The sequence below is a fragment of the Streptomyces avidinii genome, assembly GCF_014650695.1.
Lineage (GTDB): Bacteria > Actinomycetota > Actinomycetes > Streptomycetales > Streptomycetaceae > Streptomyces > Streptomyces avidinii.
The window spans coordinates 68,227-87,967 of the sequence record NZ_BMVL01000020.1; the positions used below are offsets into that span (position 1 = coordinate 68,227).

Annotated in this window: 17 protein-coding genes, 1 pseudogene and 1 riboswitch; of the genes and pseudogenes, 8 read left to right on the forward strand and 10 right to left on the reverse strand. The window is 73.3% G+C overall.

Annotated elements, in window-relative coordinates; genetic code table 11:
- Positions 1–54: 54 nt before the first annotated feature.
- Complete coding sequence (gene cobC / locus IE257_RS34730; protein WP_189973827.1) at positions 55–1,500, reverse strand: Rv2231c family histidinol phosphate aminotransferase CobC; 1,446 nt, start codon at positions 1,498–1,500, stop codon at positions 55–57.
- A gap of 119 nt (positions 1,501–1,619) precedes the next feature.
- On the opposite strand from cobC, the gene IE257_RS34735 reads away from it, so the two are divergent.
- A complete protein-coding gene (locus IE257_RS34735; RefSeq protein ID WP_053702761.1) occupies positions 1,620–2,345 on the forward strand; it encodes a ZIP family metal transporter in 726 nt (241 codons plus the stop codon).
- Positions 2,346–2,347: 2 nt separating this feature from the next.
- On the opposite strand, the gene IE257_RS34740 is transcribed toward IE257_RS34735, so the two are convergent.
- The 7 genes and pseudogenes from IE257_RS34740 to IE257_RS34770 form a co-directional block, all read right to left on the reverse strand.
- Positions 2,348–3,808 carry a cobyrinic acid a,c-diamide synthase CobB gene (locus tag IE257_RS34740; RefSeq protein ID WP_189973828.1) on the reverse strand — a complete coding sequence of 487 codons (1,461 nt, stop codon included), beginning with the start codon at positions 3,806–3,808 and terminating at the stop codon, positions 2,348–2,350.
- On the reverse strand, positions 3,802–4,401 hold the full coding sequence (gene cobO / locus IE257_RS34745; RefSeq protein WP_030013115.1) for a cob(I)yrinic acid a,c-diamide adenosyltransferase: 600 nt from the start codon (positions 4,399–4,401) through the stop codon (positions 3,802–3,804). Before cobO ends, IE257_RS34740 begins: the two co-directional genes overlap by 7 nt.
- Positions 4,401–6,545, reverse strand: a complete 2,145-nt coding sequence (locus IE257_RS34750) for a putative cobaltochelatase (protein ID WP_189973829.1) — start codon at positions 6,543–6,545, stop codon at positions 4,401–4,403. The genes cobO and IE257_RS34750 overlap by 1 nt, the downstream gene beginning before the upstream one ends.
- Positions 6,546–6,762: 217 nt before the next feature.
- Positions 6,763–8,280, reverse strand: a pseudogene (locus IE257_RS34755) (cobyric acid synthase); the annotation flags it as partial.
- Positions 8,277–9,239 carry a cobalamin biosynthesis protein gene (locus tag IE257_RS34760; RefSeq protein ID WP_189973831.1) on the reverse strand — a complete coding sequence of 321 codons (963 nt, stop codon included), beginning with the start codon at positions 9,237–9,239 and terminating at the stop codon, positions 8,277–8,279. The pseudogene IE257_RS34755 and the gene IE257_RS34760, both read right to left, overlap by 4 nt.
- A 36-nt stretch (positions 9,240–9,275) precedes the next feature.
- Positions 9,276–9,440, reverse strand: a riboswitch (cobalamin riboswitch).
- A 100-nt stretch (positions 9,441–9,540) separates the two neighbouring features.
- Positions 9,541–9,762: a hypothetical protein gene (locus tag IE257_RS34765; RefSeq protein ID WP_030386568.1), complete on the reverse strand. Its 222-nt coding sequence runs from the start codon at positions 9,760–9,762 to the stop codon at positions 9,541–9,543.
- A 38-nt stretch (positions 9,763–9,800) separates the two neighbouring features.
- Positions 9,801–11,099 carry an inorganic phosphate transporter gene (locus IE257_RS34770; RefSeq protein ID WP_189973832.1) on the reverse strand — a complete coding sequence of 433 codons (1,299 nt, stop codon included), beginning with the start codon at positions 11,097–11,099 and terminating at the stop codon, positions 9,801–9,803.
- Positions 11,100–11,408: 309 nt separating this feature from the next.
- On the opposite strand from IE257_RS34770, the gene IE257_RS34775 reads away from it, so the two are divergent.
- Positions 11,409–12,539 carry an alpha/beta hydrolase family protein gene (locus IE257_RS34775; protein ID WP_189973833.1) on the forward strand — a complete coding sequence of 377 codons (1,131 nt, stop codon included), beginning with the start codon at positions 11,409–11,411 and terminating at the stop codon, positions 12,537–12,539.
- 213 nt (positions 12,540–12,752) lie between these two features.
- Positions 12,753–14,177, forward strand: coding sequence for a hypothetical protein (locus IE257_RS34780; protein WP_372453162.1), 1,425 nt, complete (start codon positions 12,753–12,755; stop codon positions 14,175–14,177).
- Between the two features lie 34 nt (positions 14,178–14,211).
- Here the strand turns inward: IE257_RS34780 and IE257_RS34785 are convergent, their stop codons facing one another.
- Together IE257_RS34785 and ypfJ are read right to left on the reverse strand one after the other, a co-directional pair.
- Positions 14,212–14,607 carry a VOC family protein gene (locus IE257_RS34785; protein ID WP_189973834.1) on the reverse strand — a complete coding sequence of 132 codons (396 nt, stop codon included), beginning with the start codon at positions 14,605–14,607 and terminating at the stop codon, positions 14,212–14,214.
- A gap of 62 nt (positions 14,608–14,669) precedes the next feature.
- A complete protein-coding gene (gene ypfJ / locus IE257_RS34790) occupies positions 14,670–15,566 on the reverse strand; it encodes a KPN_02809 family neutral zinc metallopeptidase (RefSeq protein ID WP_189973835.1) in 897 nt (298 codons plus the stop codon).
- A 291-nt stretch (positions 15,567–15,857) separates the two neighbouring features.
- On the opposite strand from ypfJ, the gene IE257_RS34795 reads away from it, so the two are divergent.
- From IE257_RS34795 to IE257_RS34815, 5 genes are all read left to right on the forward strand, one after another.
- On the forward strand, positions 15,858–17,456 hold the full coding sequence (locus IE257_RS34795) for an ABC-F family ATP-binding cassette domain-containing protein (RefSeq protein WP_189973836.1): 1,599 nt from the start codon (positions 15,858–15,860) through the stop codon (positions 17,454–17,456).
- A gap of 364 nt (positions 17,457–17,820) precedes the next feature.
- Entirely contained in the window at positions 17,821–18,042 is a 222-nt protein-coding gene (locus IE257_RS34800; protein ID WP_030010789.1) for a helix-turn-helix domain-containing protein, read from the forward strand.
- Positions 18,043–18,201: 159 nt separating this feature from the next.
- Complete coding sequence (locus IE257_RS34805; RefSeq protein WP_189973837.1) at positions 18,202–18,981, forward strand: enoyl-CoA hydratase/isomerase family protein; 780 nt, start codon at positions 18,202–18,204, stop codon at positions 18,979–18,981.
- Positions 18,982–19,108: 127 nt separating this feature from the next.
- Entirely contained in the window at positions 19,109–19,537 is a 429-nt protein-coding gene (locus IE257_RS34810; protein ID WP_189973838.1) for an Asp23/Gls24 family envelope stress response protein, read from the forward strand.
- A 15-nt stretch (positions 19,538–19,552) separates the two neighbouring features.
- Positions 19,553–19,738: a hypothetical protein gene (locus IE257_RS34815; protein WP_189973839.1), complete on the forward strand. Its 186-nt coding sequence runs from the start codon at positions 19,553–19,555 to the stop codon at positions 19,736–19,738.
- Positions 19,739–19,741 lie beyond the last annotated feature (3 nt).

The following is a 19,741-nucleotide window of genomic DNA, read 5'->3' on the forward strand; positions in this document are numbered from 1 at the left end:
CGCAGCCATCGTAGGGGGGCCATTCGGGTCAGGAGGGGGCCTCGCGGCCCGCGGTCACCGCCCGACGAGCGCGAGCGCGTGGTCGAGGGCCTGGAGCAGCCGGCCCGTCGTCGCCCGGTCGCGCACCGCCAGCCGCAGCCAGGAATGGTCCAGCCCCGGGAAGGTGTCCCCGCGGCGGACGGCGAAGCCGAGGGCGCGCAGCCGGGTGCGGACCTCGGCCCCGCCCGCCACCCGGATCAGGACGAACGGTCCCTCCGCCACCCCGACGACCGTCACCTCGTCGAACTCCGCGAGCCCGGCCAGCAGGTGCGCCCGGTCCACCGCGATCCGCCGGGCCGCATCCTCCGCCTCGGCCAGCGCCGCCGGAGCCATACAGGCCTCGGCCGCCACCAGCGCGGGGGTCGACACCGGCCACAGCGGCTGAGCGGCCGCCAGCTTCGCGATCACCTCGGGCTCGGCCAGCACGTAGCCGATCCGCAGCCCCGCCAGCCCCCATGTCTTCGTCAGGCTCCGCAGCACCACCAGCCCCGGCAGGTCCATCCGTCCCGCCAGGGCCTCCCGCTCGCCCGGGACGGCGTCCATGAACGCCTCGTCGACGACCAGGATCCGGCCCGGCCGGGCCAGCGCGGCCAGGGTTCCCGCCGGGTGCAGCACGGACGTCGGATTGGTCGGGTTGCCGACCACCACCAGGTCCGCCTCCTCGGGCACGGCCGCCGGGTCCAGCCGGAAGCCGTCCGCCGCCCGCAGCACCACCCGCTCCACCCGGTGCCCCGCATCCCGCAGGGCGGCTTCGGGCTCGGTGAACTGCGGATGCACCACGACCGGCCGTACCGCTCCCAGGGCCCGCGCGATCAGTACGAAGGCCTCCGCGGCCCCGGCCGTCAACAGCACCCGCTCGACCGGCAGCCCGTGCCGGGCCGCCACCGCCGCACGGGCGGGCCGCCCGTCGGGGTACGCGGCGAGGTCCCCGAGGGAGGCGGCGATCCGCTGCTTGAGCCAGTCCGGGGGAGTCTGCGCACGTACGTTGACCGCCAGGTCCACCAGCGCGGAGCCCGCGTCGATCACCTCGGCGTCACCGTGGTGGCGCAGGTCGTGCGCGTGCGCCGTGGCCACCGCGCAGGTCGCCGCCATCGACCGCCGCTTGGGCACGAGGAGTTCCCCGCCGCCCGCGAGGGCAGCGGCCTCGGCCACCGAGGGGGTCCCGGTGGCGGTGCGCACCGCCTCCGAGGGGTGCGGCACGGCGACGGCGGCCAGCCGTGCGGCCGGGTAGCTCACCAGGGGCACGCCGAAACGTTCCGCCGCGCCCGTGAGCCCCGGCTCGTCCGCCTTCGACTCCACGGTGGCCAGCGACTTCACCGCCTCCACGGCGAGCCCGGCCCCCCGCAGCGTCTCCTCGACCAGCGCGCAGACCTCCGCGACGGAAACCCCCGCGCGCCCGCCGACCCCGACCACCACCTGCGTCGTGTACTCGCCCACCGGGGGTCCTCCCTCCGTAGTCATCGTCACCGCCACCGCCACCAGCACTTCGCCTGCCCGGGTCGGTCCGTCGTCAACAGTCCGCCGCCCGCCACCCGCGCGCGGACGTGCACGCGCGGCGAGGAGTCTGTATTCAGGGGCACATGGCCGTGATCGTGGCGTTGGGCGCGTTCCTGATGACCCTGGCGGGCGGATGGGCGGCGCAGCGCGTCACCGACCGCCGCCACCTCGTGCTGGGCCTGGCCGGCGGGCTGATGCTCGGCGTCGTGGGCCTCGACCTGCTCCCGGAGGCCCTCCACGCCGCGGGCGACGAGGTGTTCGGCGTACCGCTCGCCCTGCTGCTCTTCGTCGGCGGCTTCCTCGTCGCTCACGTCGTGGAGCGGCTGCTCGCCGTCCGCCAGGCCGCGCACGGAGCCGAGGACGGCGCCCGCGTCCCCCAGGTGGGACTGACCGCCGCCGCGGCCATGGTCGGCCACAGCCTCGCCGACGGCGTGGCCCTGGGCGCGGCCTTCCAGGTCGGCGGGGGCATGGGCGTGGCCGTGGCGCTGGCCGTCATCACCCACGACTTCGCCGACGGGTTCAACACGTACACGCTCACCAGCCTCTACGGCAACGACCGCCGCAAGGCGCTGCTGATGCTCTTCGCCGACGCCGTCGCGCCGGTGGTGGGCGCGGCGTCCACCTTGCTGTTCACCCTTCCGGAGGAACCACTCGGGGCGTACCTCGGGTTCTTCGGAGGGGTGCTGCTCTACCTCGCGTCCGCCGAGATCCTCCCCGAGGCCCACCACAAGCACCCCGCCCTGTCCACGCTGATGTGCACCGTGGGCGGGGTGGCCGGGATCTGGCTCGTGGTGGGCATCGCGGACTGATCTCACGGCCGAGCCGCCGCCGCTTCGACGAAGCGGAGCGCGACGGACGGCTCCGCCGCCCAGTGCGTGTGCAGGTAGCTGGCATGCACGCCCTGCTGTACGAAGCCCTCGACCCGGCGTTCGGGGTGCGTGAACCCCCAGGCCGGGGCCGCCCCGGCGCCCGGCTCGATCACCGTGCGGTGGAACTCGTGCCCGCGCAGCCGGGTCCCGGCCTGCGCGAGCGCGCTGTCCGACACCGCGACCGCCTCGCGGTAGCCGAGGGTGAGCCGCTCCGACATCCGGGCATCGGCGTCGAGCACGCCGCACATGGGCTTGCCGTCGAGCGACCGCGCGAGGTACAGCAGCCCGGCGCATTCGGCGGCCACCGGGCCGCCGGCCTCGGCGAAGCGGGCCACGGCCTTGCGGAGCGGTTCGTTGGCGGACAGCTCCGGCGCGTACACCTCGGGGAAGCCGCCGCCGATCACCAGGCCGGTGGTTCCGGCGGGGAGCTCCTCGTCCCGGAGCGGGTCGAAGGTGACGACCTCCGCCCCGGCGGCTTGCAGCAGCTCCGTGTGCTCGGCGTAGGAGAAGGTGAACGCCGGCCCGCCCGCGACGGCGATGACCGGTGCGGCGCCGCCCCCGGACCCCCGCGCCTGAAACGCGGGCGAGGCTGAAGTGCCCAACCCCTCCGGCGTTTGAGGAGCGGGGTCCGGGGCTGCGCCCCGGCTGCGCGTCAGCGCAGTAGCCGCAGACCACGCCTCGCAGTCCAGTGGCGGGGCCGTGCGGGCCACGGCCATCAGGGCGTCCAGGTCGCAGCCGGCACGGACCTGGGCGGCCAGGGCCGAGACGGCGGTGAGCGCGTCGGAGCGTCGCTCGGCAACCGGCACAAGGCCCAGGTGGCGCGAGGGCGTGGCCACCTGCGGAGCCCGTCGCAGGACGCCGAGGACCGGCATCCCCGCCTCCTCCAGGGCCTCCCGCAGCATCACCTCGTGCCGGTCGGAGCCGACCTTGTTCAGGATCACGCCCCCCAGCCGCACCTGCGGGTCGAAGGATGCGAAGCCGTGCACCAGCGCCGCCACCGACCGCGACTGCGAGGAGGCGTCGACCACCAGCACCACCGGCGCCCGCAGCAGCTTCGCCACCTGCGCCGTCGATGCCAGTTCACCCCGGCCCGCGGCGCCGTCGTAGAGCCCCATCACGCCCTCGACCACGGCGAGATCGCACCCGGCCGCCCCGTGCGCGAACAGCGGAGCGACCAGCTCCGGCCCGCACATGAAGGCGTCGAGGTTGCGTCCCGGCCGGCCGGTGGCCAGCGCGTGGTAGCCGGGGTCGATGTAGTCGGGCCCGGCCTTGTGCGGGGACACGGCGAGGCCGCGCTCCGAGAAGGCCGCCATCAGGCCCGTGGCGACGGTGGTCTTGCCGCTGCCGGACGACGGAGCGGCGATGACCAGACGAGGCACGTTGAACGGGTACGAAGTCACCACTCGATGCCCTTCTGGCCCTTCTGCCCCGTGTCCATCGGGTGCTTGACCTTGGTCATCTCGGTGACGAGGTCCGCGAACTCCACCAGCTTCTCCGGCGCGTTGCGGCCCGTGATCACCACGTGCTGCGTGCCGGGGCGGTTGCGCAGCACCTCGATGACCTCGTCGACGTCGATCCAGCCCCAGTGCATCGGGTAGGCGAACTCGTCGAGGACGTACAGCTTGTGCGTCTCGGCGGCCAGGTCGCGCTTGACCTGCTCCCAGCCCTCCTTGGCCGCCTGCTCGTTGTCGAGCTGCGCGTCCCGCTGGACCCAGGACCAGCCCTCGCCCATCTTGTGCCAGACGACGGAGCCGCCCTCGCCGGAGGCGCCGAGCACCTTGAGCGCGTTCTCCTCGCCGACCTTCCACTTCGCCGACTTGACGAACTGGAACACCCCGATCGGCCAGCCCTGGTTCCAGGCGCGCAGCGCCAGCCCGAAGGCCGCCGTGGACTTGCCCTTGCCGGGGCCGGTGTGGACGAAGACCAGCGGACGGTTGCGGCGCTGGCGCGTCGTGAGCCCGTCGTCCGGAACGACGGACGGCTGTCCCTGGGGCATTACGCGGCCCTCCTGTTGCTGTCGGTTGATGCAGTGGATGCCACTGCCGTACGTACGTTCTTCACGAGCCCGGCCAGCGAGTCGGCCCGCAGCCCGTCGAGCGTGACGGCGGGACCGCCGAGGTCCCGGGCCAGTACGCCGGCCAGCCCCAGCCGGACCGGCCCGGACTCGCAGTCCACGACCACGGACGCGACGCCCCCGGCCTGCAGCAGCCGCGCGCTGTGCCCGGCGAGCTCGCGCGGGGTGCTGTCCGTACGACCCCCGGCGTTCCCGGCCGACGTGGCCCGCCCGTCGGTGACGACCACGAGCAGCGGCCGGCGCGAGGGATCCCGCAACCGCTCGATCCGCAGCACCTCGTGGGCCTTCAGCAGCCCGGCGGCGAGCGGGGTGCGGCCGCCCGTCGGCAGCTGCTCCAGCCGGGCCGCGGCCGCGTCCACCGAGGAGGTCGGCGGCAGGGCCAGCTCGGCCGTGGCCCCGCGGAAGGTGATCAGGCCGACCTTGTCCCGGCGCTGGTAGGCGTCCAGGAGCAGTGAGAGCACGGCGCCCTTGACCGCGCCCATGCGCTGCCGGGCGGCCATGGAGCCGGAGGCGTCGACGACGAACAGGACGAGGTTGCCCTCGCGGCCCTCCCGCGTGGCCTGACGCAGATCGTCCTTGCGGATCACCAGACCGCGTCCGGCGCGGCCGCGGGCCTTCTGGTGCGGCGCGGCGGCCTGGATGGTGGCGGCGAGGTGCAGCTTCGTCAGGTGCCCGCGCGGGCGCGTGGCGCCGGTGGTTCGGCCGTGGGCGGTGCGGGCGCGGGAGCGGCGGCCCGACGCGCCCTCGCCGAGGCCGGGCACGCTGAGCATCTTGGTCCGGAACGGCTCGGCGGCGCGTACGGCGGCCTGTTCGGGCCCGGTGCTCTCCTGGGCGGAGGGCTGCGGCTCGGGGGACTGCGGAGCTTCGGGTGCCTCCGGCGCCTCCGGTGCGTCGGCGGCATCGGACTCGGGCTGCCGCTCGGTCTCCGGGACGTCGGGGCCACCGCCCTGCGGGGGCGTGCCACCGGGGCCGCCGTCGGGGCCGCCGTCCTCGGGGCCGCCGTCGTCGGGACCCTCCGGCTCCGGCTCGGGCTCCGGGTCGGGCTCCGGCTCCTCGTCGGGGAACTGGTCCAGGATCCGGTCGAGCATGTCCTCGTCGAGGCCGGGCGCGTCGAACGGGTTGCGGCGCCGCCGGTGGGGGAGCGCCAGCAGAGCGGCCTGCCGGACGTCCTCCTTGCGCACCTCGGTCCGCCCAGCCCAGGCGGCCAGCGCGGTCGCCGTCCGCGCCATCACGATGTCGGCGCGCATCCCGTCGACCTCGAAACCGGCGCAGGTCGCCGCGATCTGCAGGAGCGCGGTGTCGCCCAGCGAGACCTTCGGCAGCAGTGCCCGCGCGGCCACCACACGGGCGCGGACCTCGTGCTCGTCACCGGCCCAGCGGGTCGCGAAGCCCGTCGGATCGTCCTCGTAGGACAGTCGGCGGCGGACGACCTCGACGCGCTGGGCGGGCTCGCGGGAGGCGGCCACCTCGACGGTCAGCCCGAACCGGTCGAGGAGCTGCGGGCGCAGCTCGCCCTCCTCGGGGTTCATCGTGCCGACGAGCAGGAAGCGGGCGGCGTGCCGGACGGAGACGCCCTCGCGCTCCACGTACGAGGCGCCCATCGCGGCGGCGTCCAGCAGCAGGTCGATCAGGTGGTCGTGGAGGAGGTTGACCTCGTCGACGTAGAGGATCCCGCGGTGGGCGTCGGCGAGCAGCCCGGGCTCGAAGGCCTTCACTCCCTCGGCGAGGGCCCGTTCGATGTCGAGGGCGCCCACGAGGCGGTCCTCGGAGGCACCGACGGGCAACTCCACCATGCGGGCGGGCCGCAGGGCACCGGAGCCGGTCTCGTGCGGGCCGTCCGGGCAGGCCGGGTCGGGAGCGGCGGGCGCGCAGCTGAACCGACAGCCGGACACGACGTCGACCTGCGGCAGCAGCGCGGACAGGGCGCGGACGGCGGTGGACTTGGCGGTCCCCTTCTCGCCGCGCACGAGCACCCCGCCGACTGCTGGGCTCACGGCGTTGAGCAGGAGCGCCAGCCGCAGGTCGGACTGGCCGACCACTGCGGTGAACGGATAGGGCGTGCTCATGCGATGCCTCTCTCGGTGCGGGTACGGGTCTGTGCGGGCGGGCTGTTGTGCAGGCCGGTGCGGCGGGACGGGGGCTCTGCCCCCGGCCCCCGCGCCCCCATCGCCGGCGGGGCCGGGGATTCGGCCTCGCCGGCGTTTGAGGCGCGGGTCCGGGCAGAGCCCGGTTTCGGGAAGGGGCGGGGTGGGGGAGAGCCCCGCAGGGCCCGGCGGCCCGTCACGGGGCACCCGGGGGGAGGAACGGCAGCCCGGCAGGGGCGCCGGACTCGATCAGCCCCAGCAGTGCATGCGTGTCCGCGTGTTCTTCGATCAGGTCGCCGAGCAGGTCCAGCTGCTCCTCCCGCAGCGCGGCGAACGAGGTGTCCGGCGCAGGGACGAAGGCGCGCCCCGCGGCCGCCGCCACCTCCCGGAGGAATGCCCGGCGGAAGCCGTCCGACTCCAGGGAACCGTGCCAGTGGGTGCCCCACACCGACCCGACCCGGCAGCCGTCCAGGAAGGCCTCACCGCCCAGCACCTCGGCCACGCCGTGGTGGATCTCGTAGCCGGAGACGTCCTCGCCGAGCGCGGTCCCGGAGGGCCGCGCCAGGGTCTTCTCCCGCTCGAAGCGGACCCGTACGGGGAGCAGTCCGAGGCCGTCGACCTCGCCCGCCCGGGATTCGACCTCGTCCGAGATCCGCTCGCCCAGCACCTGGAACCCGCCGCAGATGCCCAGTACCGGTCGTCCCTCGGCGGCCCGCCGCAGCAGCGCGTCCGCGAGCCCGCGTTCCCGCAGCCACTGCAGGGCCTTGACCGTGCCGCGGGTGCCCGGTACGACGACCAGGTCCGCGTCGGCCAGTTCCTCGGCCCGGTCCACGAACCGCACCACGACCCCCGGCTCCGCCGCGAGCGCGTCGACGTCCGTGAAGTTCGACATCAGCGGCACCGCGCACACAGCGACGCGCAGCACGTCCGCGCCGACCGGCGGCGCCACCACGGACTCCCGTACCGCACCGCGCAGCGAGACCCGCAGGCCGTCCTCCTCGTCGATGCCCAGCCCGTGCCGGAACGGCAGCACCCCGTACGTGGCCCGGCCCGTCAGGCCGCGGAGCATCTCCATGCCCGGCTCCAGCAGCGACACGTCGCCGCGGAACTTGTTGACCATGTACCCGGCGATCAGGGCCTGGTCCTCGGGGGACAGCAGCGCCGTCGTCCCGAAGAAGGACGCGAAGACCCCGCCGCGGTCGATGTCCCCGACCACGACCACCGGGAACCGCGCGGCCCGCGCTATCCCCATGTTCACGATGTCGGTCCGGCGCAGGTTGATCTCGGCCGGACTCCCCGCCCCCTCGCAGATCACGGCGTCATACGTGCCCCGCAGCTGCTCCAGACAGTCCGTGACGATGCCGAGCAACTGCTCCTGGCGCCCGCCGTGGTAGCCGCGGGCGCTCATCTCGCCCACCGGCTTGCCCAGGAGCACCACCTGGCTGCTGCGGTCGCTGCCCGGCTTGAGCAGCACGGGGTTCATCAGCGCGGTCGGCTCCACGCGGGCCGCCTGGGCCTGCATCGCCTGGGCGCGCCCGATCTCGGCACCCTCCAGGGTCACGAAGGAGTTCAGCGACATGTTCTGCGCCTTGAAGGGCGCCACCTTCACGCCCTGTCGCGCCAGCCAGCGGCAGATGCCCGCCGTGACCACGCTCTTGCCCGCGTCCGACGTGGTGCCCGCGACCAGCAGACCCCCGCCGCGCTTCGCGCCGCTCATGCGCGCCGCCCTCTCCGTGTCGTACGCGAGACCAGCAGCCGGGCGGCCACACAGGCGCCCAGTGCCAGCCAGGTCACCTGCCGCGACAGCCGTACGGCCCGCTCGATGTCCGCCACCTCCACCGGCCGCCCGGCGGAGCCGTTCAGTACGGCCCGGTGCTCGACCCGGCCGCCGTAGGCGAGGGTCCCGCCCAGCCTGACGCCGAGCGCCCCGGCGAAGGAGGCCTCGACGGGGCCGGCGTTCGGGCTGGGGTGAGCGGCGGCGTCGGCGCGCCAGGCCCGTACGGCGCCCCGCCGGTCGGGTCCGGCCAGTACGGCGGCGACCGCCGTCAGCCGGGCCCCGGGCCAGCCGGCCAGGTCGTCGAGCCGGGCGGAGGCCCAGCCGTAGCGCAGGTAGCGGGGGGACCTGTGGCCGACCATCGCGTCCAGGGTGTTCACGGCGCGGAAGGCCAGCAGCCCGGGGACTCCGGCGACGGCGCCCCACACCAGGGCCCCCACCACCGCGTCGGAGGTGTTCTCGGCGACGGACTCCACGACGGCGCGGGCCATCTGCTGCCCGTCCAGGGACTGCGGGTCGCGCCCGCACAGGTGTGGCAGCCGCTCGCGGGCGACCTCGGTGTCCCCGGCGGCGAGGGCGCCGCCGATGGCGCGGGCCTCCCGGCCCAGCGAGGTGCCGCCCACGACGGCCCAGGTGGCGGCGGCGGTCAGGGCGACACGGACGGCAGCGGGCCGGGAGCGCACGGCGCGGGCGCCCAGCGCTCCGACGGCGGCCGCGCCCCCGGCGCACACCAGGGTGTGCAGGAGGCCCCGGGCGCGGTCGTCGCGCCACAGGGAGCGCTCGACGGCGGCGGCGGCCCGTCCGAAGGCGGCCACGGGGTGCCCTCGGCGCGGATCACCGAGGATCCGGTCGCCGATCAGGCCCGCCGTGACGCCGTACGCGAAGACGCGATCGGCACGCATGGTGGCAGGTATGTCCTCACTCAGGGTCCGCGCCCTGGTTCGACGTGTCCGGCGGCGAGAGTTCCTGGCTCCCGGGAGGCACGCGCGGCGTGCGCACCCGGTGACAGTGGCGGGACCGCGCCGGATTCGCACCGGACTTCCTCTCCATGCCGCCGTATTGGCTCGGGCAGTCCACCATGCACCGCGAAGCCCGTCAACTCGCCGTTGACCTGCGGCGCGGTAGGGGCACGGGATGCGAAAAGCTCCCTCCGGGACAAACCCGGAGGGAGCTTTCACGCGCGGTCGGCCGCGAGGCGGCGGATCAGGCGACGATCAGGTAGATCGCGTAGCCCACGGCCGCCGCGACGAGCGCGAAGCAGGCGTAGGCGCCGCTGCGGGCGAGGGTGGCGGTGCCGCCCTGCTCGGTGGCGGTCTCGTGCTTGGACAGGCCCACCAGGCCCAGGGTGAAGAGGGCCACGAGGGCGACGGTGGCGAGGAGGCTGACCCCGAAGACGGAGCCGAGCGCTTCCCAGTCGATCTTCATACTGCCGCTTTCTGAATGTCCGGGTCCGGGTGTCTCGGTCAGACCGCGGCGGCCGGAGCCGCCGGGGTCTGCGTCGCGGCCGGGATGGTGGCCTTGAGTGCGTCGTCCGTGACCTCGGCGGTGGTGGCCGCGGCGGTCGTACCGGCGGGGATGGTGCCGGCGGCGGCAACGGTCGGCGGGACGGTGACCGCGGCGATCGCCGTGGTGACGACACCCGGCTCCTCGGCGCGGGCCGGCTCCACCTCGTTGACGTTGTTGTGGTCGACGACCTGGCGGCGCGAGATGAGCCAGATGGCCAGGCACGAGCCGATCAGGAAGAGCGTGACCGCGGCGATGCCGACGTCACCGATGCGCATGACCAGCTCGGCACCGGCCGAGACCAGCGCGGCGGCCGGCAGGGTCAGACCCCAGGCGACGAACATGCGGGTCGCGGTGGACCAGCGGACCACACCGCCCTTGCGGCCCAGGCCCGCACCCATGACCGCGCCGGAGCACGAGTGGGTGGTGGAGAGCGAGAAGCCCAGGTTCGAGGAGGCCAGGATGACGGACGCGGCCGAGGTCTGGGCGGCGAAGCCCTGCTGCGGGTGCAGGTCGGTCAGGCCGCTGCCCATGGTGCGGATGATGCGCCAGCCGCCCAGGTAGGTGCCCATCGCGATCGCCATACCGGCGGAGACGATGACCCAGACCGGCGGGTTCGCGTCGGGCGCGATCGCGCCGCCGGCGATGAGGGCCAGGGTGATGATGCCCATCGTCTTCTGCGCGTCGTTGGTGCCGTGCGCGAGGGAGACGAGGCCGGCCGAGGCGATCTGACCGGCGCGGTAACCCTTGGCGGAGGTCTTCTCCCCGACCCTGTTGCCCAGCTTGTAGGTGAGCTTGGCGGCCAGGTACGCGGCGATGCCGGCCACCAGCGGGGCGGCGATCGCGGGGATGAGGACCTTGGTGACGACGACGCTGCCGTTGACCGCGCCGATGCCGGCCGAAGCGACCGCGGCACCGATCAGGCCGCCCATCAGGGCGTGCGAGGAGCTGGAGGGGAGGCCGACCAGCCAGGTGACGAGGTTCCAGAGGATGGCTCCGACCAGGGCGGCGAAGATCACCTCTGGCTGAATGCCCTCCTCGTTGACCAGTCCCTTGGAGATCGTCTTGGCGACCTCCACGGACATGAACGCGCCGACGAGGTTGAGCACGGCGGACATGGCCACCGCCGTCTTGGGCTTGAGGGCGCCGGTCGAGATGGTGGTGGCCATCGCGTTGGCCGTGTCGTGGAAACCGTTCGTGAAGTCGAACACGAGAGCGGTAATGATCACGATCCCGAGGAGAAGCGTTATGTGCTCCATTTACCCAGGCTTCTGTTTGACGTCAGTGGCTCGGCGACCGTAGGCAACCTGGATGAACGGAAGGTGAACTGACTCGGGCGGACCGGTGTACTGGGACGGGGTGCGATCGGGCCATTCGTCCTGATTCTGGCGTAGATAACGCCATTAATGCACGTCAAAGCCGGGTGAATGAACCCCTCCGCAGAGGGCTCGCCGTGCATACGATCCCGCCCCCCAACCTCGAATGAGACCTAGATCACTCCCTCCGTGCCCATGGCGGAAGGATCTCCTCCGGTGGCCCGCCGACGGTCGCGCCCCGACACTGGAGCCGTGCGAACCGCGACAGCAACGGCTGCGGCCGTCACCACGACCCTCCTGGGTGCCGGCGCGGCCGCCGTCGCCGTCGGCCGGTACGCCGCCGATGCGGCCCTGCGGCCCGAGCCCGGACGTCCGCTCCCCGGCGGGCCGAAGCTCAGCGTCCACTCCACCGGCGCCGGCACGATCACGCTGACCCGCTCGCTCGCCTCCCTGCGCCCCGGCACCTACGGCCTGGTCGCACCCGGTGTGCACGCCGTCGTCGGCCCGGTGCTCCCCGACGCCGACCCCGCCCCGGACGCCGTCGTACGGCGGCTCGTCTCCGTCACCCACGGCGTCCTCCACCCCGGGACCCGCGTCTCCCTCACCCCCCAGGTCCACGTCGGGAACCCGAGCACCGCCCTCGGGCTCGACCACGCGGACGTGGACGTCCCCGGGGAGCTCGGCGCCCTGCCCGCCTGGTTCGTGCCCGGGATCCGTGACACCTGGGTGATCACCGTGCACGGGCTCGGCAGCAGCCGTGAGCACCCGATGGTGGTCATGCCCCTGCTGCACCGCTACCGGCTCCCCGTCCTGGACCTCGGCTACCGGGGCGACCTCGGCGCCCCCGCCTCCCCGGACGGCCTCGGCCACCTCGGTGAATCGGAATGGCGGGACCTGGACGCCGCCATCCGCTACGCCGCGCGCTACGGAGCCCGCCGGGTGATCCTGCACGGCTGGTCCACCGGCGCCACCATGGCCCTGCACGCGGCCGAGCGCTCGGCGCTGGCCCACCTGATCTCGGGGCTGGTGCTGGACTCGCCCGTACTCGACTGGCACACCACCCTGCGCGGGCTCGCGGCGGCGCGCGGCACTCCTGCCGTGGTGCTGCCGCTGGCGGTCCGGGCCGCCGAGGGCCGCGCCGGCCTGCGCGCCGACCGCCGGCCGGCGGGTGCGGACCCCGGCGCGCTGCGCGTCCCCGTACTGATCTTCCACGGCCCGGACGATGCGCTCGCCCCCTGGGAGCCCTCCCGCCGACTCGCCGCCGCCCGCCCGGATCTCGTCACCCTTCACACCGTGGGCGGGGCCGGGCACGGCGCGATGTGGAACGCCGACCCGGCCGGTTACGAGGAGGCCCTGCGCCGCTTCCTCACCCCTCTTATGTGAAGGTCGGGCGAGGGCCGAGCGAGGCTCCGGCGAGGGGCCGGGCGGACGGCCGCGCGAACGGCTGTGAAGAGCCATGTGCCGAGGTCCGTCATGTGAAGGCCCTGTGACGGACGGAGTCCTGCGGGCGGCTTGTCCCGGTCTGCACTGCGGGCGGACGGCGGCAACGCCCGGTTCCGTTTGGGCTTTCGGCCAGTGACGGGCGAGACTGCTTCCGTGACGTCCCGAAAGCCTGATGAGCAGTTGGCTCGCGACTCCAGACTCCGACTCGTCTCGCCGCGCTCCGTCGCCGCGGCCCGCAAGGCGGTGACCGACCGACGTACCCGGCCCGCGCCCAGGCCCCCGGCGGGTACGCCCGCCACGGCCGACCTCGCGAACCGGGCCCGGGCCTCGCTCGCCGACGCCGTACGCCTGACCCGCTGGGCCGAGCTGAACCTCGGTGCCGGAGACGGCGGCCGGCCCGCCCCCACGGGAGCCCTGCCCGCCGCCGACGTCGAACGCGCCGCCGGAGAACTGGGACTGACGCACGGCCAGATCCGGGTCGGCTGGGACCGCGCCCGGCTCGCCGGACTGGTCGAGGTGCACGGAGGCCACGCCCGCCCCGGCTGGCGGCTGCGCGCCTGGGACCGCGACGACACCGCCGTACTGCGCGGCTGGGTCGCCCTCTTCGACGCCTGGTCGCTGGTCCATCCCGCACCCGCGGACATCGCCCCCTCGGCCGTTGCCGAGGTGGTCGAGGCGATGCCCCAACTCCTCTCCCTGCTCCAGCTCTCCGCCGGCCCGGTGACCGTCCCCGACCTGCTCGACCTGCTCGGGCAGCGCGTCACCGAACTGCGCGACGAGCGGTGCGAGATCCCCTACGAGGCCGAGCCCGCGACGGCACTGACGTCCGCGGCCGGCTCCGCCGAGGCCCGCCCCGTCCCGCTCGCCCGGCTGCTGCGCTGGGCGCTCGGCGGGCTCGCGGCCGTGGACGCCGTCACCCTCGGCCCCGCCCGGGCCACGCTCACCCCGCTCGGCAGCTGGGCCGTCTGGGTCAAGCTGGAGCAGATCTGCGTCGCGGCGCAGAGCCCCGCCGGGAACATCGAGCAGTCCGCCGCCGCCATGCTGCACGGCTGCGCACGGCTCACCCCCGGCCCGGCCCGTGCCGAGTACCAGGCCTGGCTCGCCGCCCGGCCCGTCGGCCACGCCGTGGCCGAGCTGCTGCAGGCGGCCCGCGGCGAGGACGCCCTGCTGCGCGGCCTCGCCTTCGAGGCGCTCCGCGTGGTCGGCGCCCCCGCCGAGCCCGAGGTGCGCGCCGCCGTGCGCGAGCCCGCGCTGCGTCCCTACGCCCTGCTCTGGCTCGCCGAGCACGACGGGATCGACCCCGACGAGGCTCAGTACGTCCTGACCGCCGAGGAATCGACCTGGCTGTGGGTGGACACCGCGGCCGCCATCGCCGACCACGGCGAGGCCGAGCTGCTGGCCCGCCACCTGGACTCGGCCGTCCGGACCACCGTTCCCCGGCTGCTGGACGAGGTCCGCGCGGTCGGCCATCCGCGCACCGTCCAGGTCCTGGTCGCGCTGGCCGCCGCCCACCCCGACCCGACGCTGGCCAAGGCCGTCCGCCGGGCCGCTTTCCAGGTCCACACCGGCGGCGAGTGACTCCGCAGGCAAGGGGCGTGCGCGTCGGCAGGGGTCAGACCTGCGGCGCGTACGTCCCGAAGCTCCAGACGTTGCCCTCGCCGTCGCGTGCCATGTAGTCGCGGGAGCCGTAGTCCTGGTCGGTGGGTTCCATCAGGATCTCCGCGCCGTGCTCGACCGCCCGCCGGTGGTGGGCGTCCACGTCCTCGACCACGACATAGACCCCCGAGGGGCCGGCGCCCTGCATGGCCTTGTCGAAGGCCCCGCCACTGCCCGAGCTGCCCAGCATCACCATGCCGTTGCCGTACGCCAGCTCGGCGTGCATCACCGCGCCGTCCTCACCCTCGTAGACGGCGACCTGACTGAACCCGAACGCCTCGGTCAGCAGCCGGATGGCCGCCTTCGCGTCGCGGTAGACCAGCGTGGGACAGATGGACGGAACGCCTGCCATGACGATCACTCCCTCTCGTGACGGTGACCCGCGTCACACAGCATGGCAGGCGCCGCCGACAGTCAGCGGAAGGTGTTGCACTGGGCCATGTCGCCGGTCCGGTAGCCCTGGTAGAACCACTGCTGCCGCTGCTCGGCCGAGCCGTGGGTCCAGGATTCCGGGGTCACCCGGCCCTGGAACTTCTCCTGGATCCGGTCGTCGCCGACCGCGGCGGCCGCGTCCAGCCCGTCCCTGATGTCGTCCTCGGTGAGGGTCTTGATCAGCGGACGCCCCGTGGAGGCGTCCGCGACGTTCGTGGCGTTGTGCGCCCACACCCCCGCGTAGCAGTCGGCCTGCAGCTCGACCTTGACCGCGTTGCTGTTCGCACCCTGCCGACCGTCCTGGGCCCGCTGGAGGGTTCCGGTCAGGTTCTGGATGTGGTGCCCGTACTCGTGGGCGATCACGTACGCCTGCGCGAAGGGGCCGCCGGTCGCGCCGAACTTCGTCCGCAGGTCGTTGAAGAAGTCGAGGTCCAGATAGACCTTGCGGTCCGCGGGGCAGTAGAAGGGGCCCACCGCCTCGGTCGCCATCCCGCACGCGGTGTTCACCCGGTTCTCGAAGAACACCGTGTTCGCCGGGCTGTACCGGCCGCCGCGCCGGGCGAATTCCTGCTTCCAGAAGGCCTGGGTGCTCCTGACGACCGCCACCAGCCGGCAGTCCTCCCGGGTGTTCGCGTCCCGCCCCGACGTACAGGCCTGCTGCACCTCGCCGAGCGACGAGGAGGCCGGGGCCGGTTCCGTGTCCACGGGTGACAGTCCCAGCTGGTCCGGTCCCACACCGAACAGCAGTCCCATGACCAGGGCGATGAGGCCGACGATGCCGCCACCCACCGTGGCCTTGCCGCCCGGGATGCGGCTGCCGCCGCCGCGCCTGTCCTCGACCTCGGAGCCGTCGAGTCTGGCGTCGTCGTCGAACTGCATCCCGCACCGCCCTCCACACGTGAAACAGGGGCGGTCGCCTCTCCGCCCATGCGGCGAGTATCAACCCATTCATCCTGATACGCGCCTCGGCCACCCCCGGGAGCCACTGGGCCGGACGGGGGACACGGGAGAGCCGGCGGCCGGCCGCCGGGCGGCCCGGCCCGCGCCCGGAAACCAGTTGCACACCCCCGGTAGAATGTCTCTCATGGCAAATCTCCTCGCGGATTAGCGGCGTCGAAGCTTCGCGTCCTGCCCCCCTTCCGCCGTCCCCACCCGCCCTGGAGTATTTCCGTGATCACCGCCACCGGCGTCGAGCTGCGCGCCGGCGCCCGAGTCCTCATCGAGTCCGCTTCCTTCCGTGTCGCCAAGGGCGACCGCATCGGCCTGGTCGGCCGCAACGGAGCGGGCAAGACCACCCTCACCAAATGCCTCGCGGGCGAGGGCCAGCCCGCCGCCGGCTCCATCGCCCGCTCGGGCGAGGTCGGCTACCTCCCGCAGGACCCGCGCACCGGCGACCTCGACGTACTGGCCCGCGACCGGATCCTGTCGGCGCGCGGTCTCGACGTGCTGATCAAGAAGATGCGCGCCAACGAGGAGCGCATCGCCACCGGCTCCGGCGGCACCCGCGACAAGGCGATGAAGCAGTACGAGCGCCAGGAGACGGAGTTCCTGACCAAGGGCGGGTACGCCGCCGAGGCGGAGGCCGCGACCATCTCGGCCGCGCTGGGCCTGCCCGACCGGGTGCTCGGCCAGCCGCTGCACACCCTCTCCGGTGGTCAGCGCCGCCGCGTCGAGCTCGCCCGGATCCTCTTCTCGGACGCCGACACCCTGCTCCTCGACGAGCCCACCAACCACCTCGACGCCGACTCGATCGTCTGGCTGCGGGACTACCTGAAGACCTACCGCGGTGGCTTCATCGTCATCTCCCACGACGTCGACCTCGTCGAGACCGTCGTCAACAAGGTCTTCTACCTGGACGCCAACCGCTCCCAGATCGACGTCTACAACATGGGCTGGAAGCTCTACCAGCAGCAGCGCGAGGCCGACGAGAAGCGCCGCAAGCGCGAGCGCCAGAACGCCGAGAAGAAGGCCGCGGCCCTGAACTCGCAGGCCGACAAGATGCGCGCCAAGGCCACCAAGACCGTGGCCGCGCAGAACATGGCCAAGCGCGCCGACCGGCTCCTCGCCGGCCTGGAGGCCGTCCGCGTCAACGACAAGGTCGCCAAGCTCCGCTTCCCGGACCCGGCGCCCTGCGGCAAGACCCCGCTGACCGCCGAGGGCCTCTCGAAGTCGTACGGCTCGCTGGAGATCTTCACCGACGTCGACCTGGCCATCGACAAGGGCTCCCGCGTCGTCATCCTCGGCCTCAACGGCGCCGGCAAGACCACCCTGCTGCGGCTGCTCTCGGGCACCGAGAAGCCGGACACCGGCACCGTCGTCCCCGGCCACGGCCTCAAGCTCGGCTACTACGCGCAGGAGCACGAGACGCTCGACCCCGAGCGCACCGTGCTGGAGAACATGCGCTCCTCCGCGCCCGACCTGGACCTCGTCGCGGTGCGCAAGACCCTCGGCTCGTTCCTGTTCTCCGGCGATGACGTGGACAAGCCCGCCGGGGTGCTCTCCGGTGGCGAGAAGACCCGTCTCGCCCTGGCCACGCTGGTGGTCTCCTCGGCCAACGTGCTCCTCCTCGACGAGCCGACGAACAACCTCGACCCGGCCAGCCGCGAGGAGATCCTGGGCGCGCTGCGCACGTACAAGGGCGCCGTCATCCTCGTCACGCACGACGAGGGCGCCGTCGAGGCACTGGAGCCGGAGCGGATCATCCTGCTCCCGGACGGCGTCGAGGACCTGTGGGGACCGGACTACCGGGACCTGGTGGCCCTCGCCTGACCGGGTTCCGGTTCCGGTTCCGCTTCTGATCCAATTCCTTATGGATCATTCGGCTCACGGGTGATCCATCATCTGAGTGAGACGGTCTCGTACCGTTGCGCGTCGTACGACGGCCCCGGCCGCACCCGTGAAGGTGCGCGACCGGGGCTGTTCGTTTTCCGGTTCCGCGCCCCTGACCTGGCGATTCCCGGCGAGGGCAGCGGAGTGTGATGGAAGTCATGCGGCGGAAGAGGAGATTCCGTTCTGCTCGGGCGTCCACCCCTCGGGAAATGCCGTCGTACCGACCTTGCTGAATGGGTGGCCAGGAAGCGTGGGAGGGGTGATCATGAGAAGTCCAGAGCGCACTTCCCATGAGGAGGCACGGGTGGCCGAGACTCTGAAGAAGGGCAGCCGGGTAACCGGCGCCGCGCGCGACAAGCTCGCGGCAGACCTGAAGAAGAAGTACGACTCCGGTGCGAGTATCCGGGCGCTGGCCGAAGAGACCGGCCGGTCCTACGGATTCGTCCACCGGATGCTCAGTGAGTCCGGGGTATCGCTGCGTGGCCGCGGTGGCGCGACGCGCGGCAAGAAGGCGGCTACGGCCTGACCCCGGCCCCATCGGTTCCGACGCGTCAACGGATTCAAGGTTCATCATGATCCGACGGTTCCTTCGGTGACCCCCGGTCGGCCTTCCGGTCGGCTGGGTGGTTACTGTGCAGTCACTTAGGCCGAGCTTGCGGCCGACTGCACACCGGAGGCATGAAAGATGGCTCTGCTCGACAAGGACGGCGTACGACTCACCGTCGACGACACGGTCGCCACGGTGACACTGACCAATCCGGCCAAGCGAAATGCCCAATCCCCCGCGCTCTGGCGGGCTTTGGCCGAGGCCGGGAGGTTGTTGCCGGGCACCGTCCGGGTCGTCGTGCTGCGCGGTGAGGGCAAGTCCTTCTCCGCAGGGCTCGACCGGCAGGCGTTCACCCCCGAAGGTTTCGAGGGCGAGCCGTCCTTCCTCGATCTGGCACGCGGTTCGGACGAACTGCTCGACTCCACGATCGCCGAGTACCAGGAGGCATTCACCTGGTGGAGGCGCAACGACATCATCTCCGTCGCCGCCGTGCAGGGGCACGCGATCGGCGCCGGCTTCCAGCTCGCGCTCGCGTGCGACCTGCGCGTGGTCGCGGACGATGTGCAGTTCGCCATGCGCGAGACCAGCCTCGGTCTGGTCCCGGACCTGGCGGGTACCCAGCCCCTGACCTCCCTGGTCGGCTACGCCCGCGCGCTGGAGATCTGCGCGACGGGCCGCTTCGTGCACGCCGAGGAGGCGGAGCGGGTCGGCCTCGCCAACCTCGTGGTCCCGGCGGACGAGCTCGACGCAGCCGTCCAGGACCTCACCACGGCTCTGCTCGCCCCGCCGCGGGACGCAGTGATCGAGACGAAGACGCTGCTGCGCTCCGCCCCGTCCCGCCCGTACGACGACCAGCGCGCCGCCGAGCGCGCGGCGCAGGCCCGCCGCCTGCGGGATCTGGCGGGTCTCTCCGACTGACGGCCGCGTTCCGGTCGGCGCCCCGGCGAAAGTCGGCCAGCCGACCGGCGTAGTCCCGAGGCGCGGGCGCGGCCCGGCGCCTAACGTGGTGCGGAGTGAGTCCGCTATCCACGTGAAGGGACACGCGATGACCGAAACCGCATCAGGGGGCTCAGGCAGGGAGCCCGGCGAACGGGGACGCACGACGATCGCCGACGGGGTGGTCGAAAAGATCGCCGGACTGGCCGCCCGCGAGGTGGTCGGTGTGCACGCCATGGGCAGCGGCAGCGGCCTCTCCCGTACCTTCGGAGCCGTCCGCGACCGGGTGCCCGGCGGCAAGGCCGGCGTCAGCCGCGGGGTCAAGGCGGAGGTCGGCGAGGTCCAGACGGCCCTCGACCTGGAGATCGTCGTGGAGTACGGCGTCTCGATCCGCGACGTGGCACGGGCGGTCCGGGAGAACGTCATCTCGGCGGTCGAGCGGATGACGGGCCTGGAGGTCGTCGAGGTCAACATCGCGGTCAGCGACGTCAAGCTGCCGGACGAGCCCGACGAGGAGCCGGAGTCCCGTCTCCAATAGCCGAGAGGAGTCCGCATGAGCATGGCGATCGCCGGACTGTTCGCCGGCATGGCCCTGGCGTTCGCCGGTTACTTCGGCGGTTTCGGAGCCTTCCTGCTGGTGGCCGCCCTCGGCGCCATCGGCTTCGTCGCGGGCCGGTTCCTCGACGGGGACCTGGAACCCGGCGACCTGTTCCGCCGCCGCGGCGACCGGCGCGGGTGAGGC

Bases quoted from the DNA above. Each gene is read 5' to 3' on its own strand.
- IE257_RS34760 (WP_189973831.1), bottom strand. From the start codon at position 9,239: ATGCGTGCCGATCGCGTCTTCGCGTACGGCGTCACGGCGGGCCTGATC.
- IE257_RS34770 (WP_189973832.1), bottom strand. From the start codon at position 11,099: ATGGAGCACATAACGCTTCTCCTCGGGATCGTGATCATTACCGCTCTC.
- cobO (WP_030013115.1), bottom strand. From the start codon at position 4,401: ATGCCCCAGGGACAGCCGTCCGTCGTTCCGGACGACGGGCTCACGACG.
- cobC (WP_189973827.1), bottom strand. From the start codon at position 1,500: ATGACTACGGAGGGAGGACCCCCGGTGGGCGAGTACACGACGCAGGTG.
- IE257_RS34815 (WP_189973839.1), top strand. From the start codon at position 19,553: ATGAGCATGGCGATCGCCGGACTGTTCGCCGGCATGGCCCTGGCGTTC.
- ypfJ (WP_189973835.1), bottom strand. From the start codon at position 15,566: ATGCAGTTCGACGACGACGCCAGACTCGACGGCTCCGAGGTCGAGGAC.
- IE257_RS34810 (WP_189973838.1), top strand. From the start codon at position 19,109: ATGACCGAAACCGCATCAGGGGGCTCAGGCAGGGAGCCCGGCGAACGG.
- IE257_RS34805 (WP_189973837.1), top strand. From the start codon at position 18,202: ATGGCTCTGCTCGACAAGGACGGCGTACGACTCACCGTCGACGACACG.
- IE257_RS34735 (WP_053702761.1), top strand. From the start codon at position 1,620: ATGGCCGTGATCGTGGCGTTGGGCGCGTTCCTGATGACCCTGGCGGGC.
- IE257_RS34750 (WP_189973829.1), bottom strand. From the start codon at position 6,545: ATGAGCACGCCCTATCCGTTCACCGCAGTGGTCGGCCAGTCCGACCTG.
- IE257_RS34765 (WP_030386568.1), bottom strand. From the start codon at position 9,762: ATGAAGATCGACTGGGAAGCGCTCGGCTCCGTCTTCGGGGTCAGCCTC.
- IE257_RS34785 (WP_189973834.1), bottom strand. From the start codon at position 14,607: ATGGCAGGCGTTCCGTCCATCTGTCCCACGCTGGTCTACCGCGACGCG.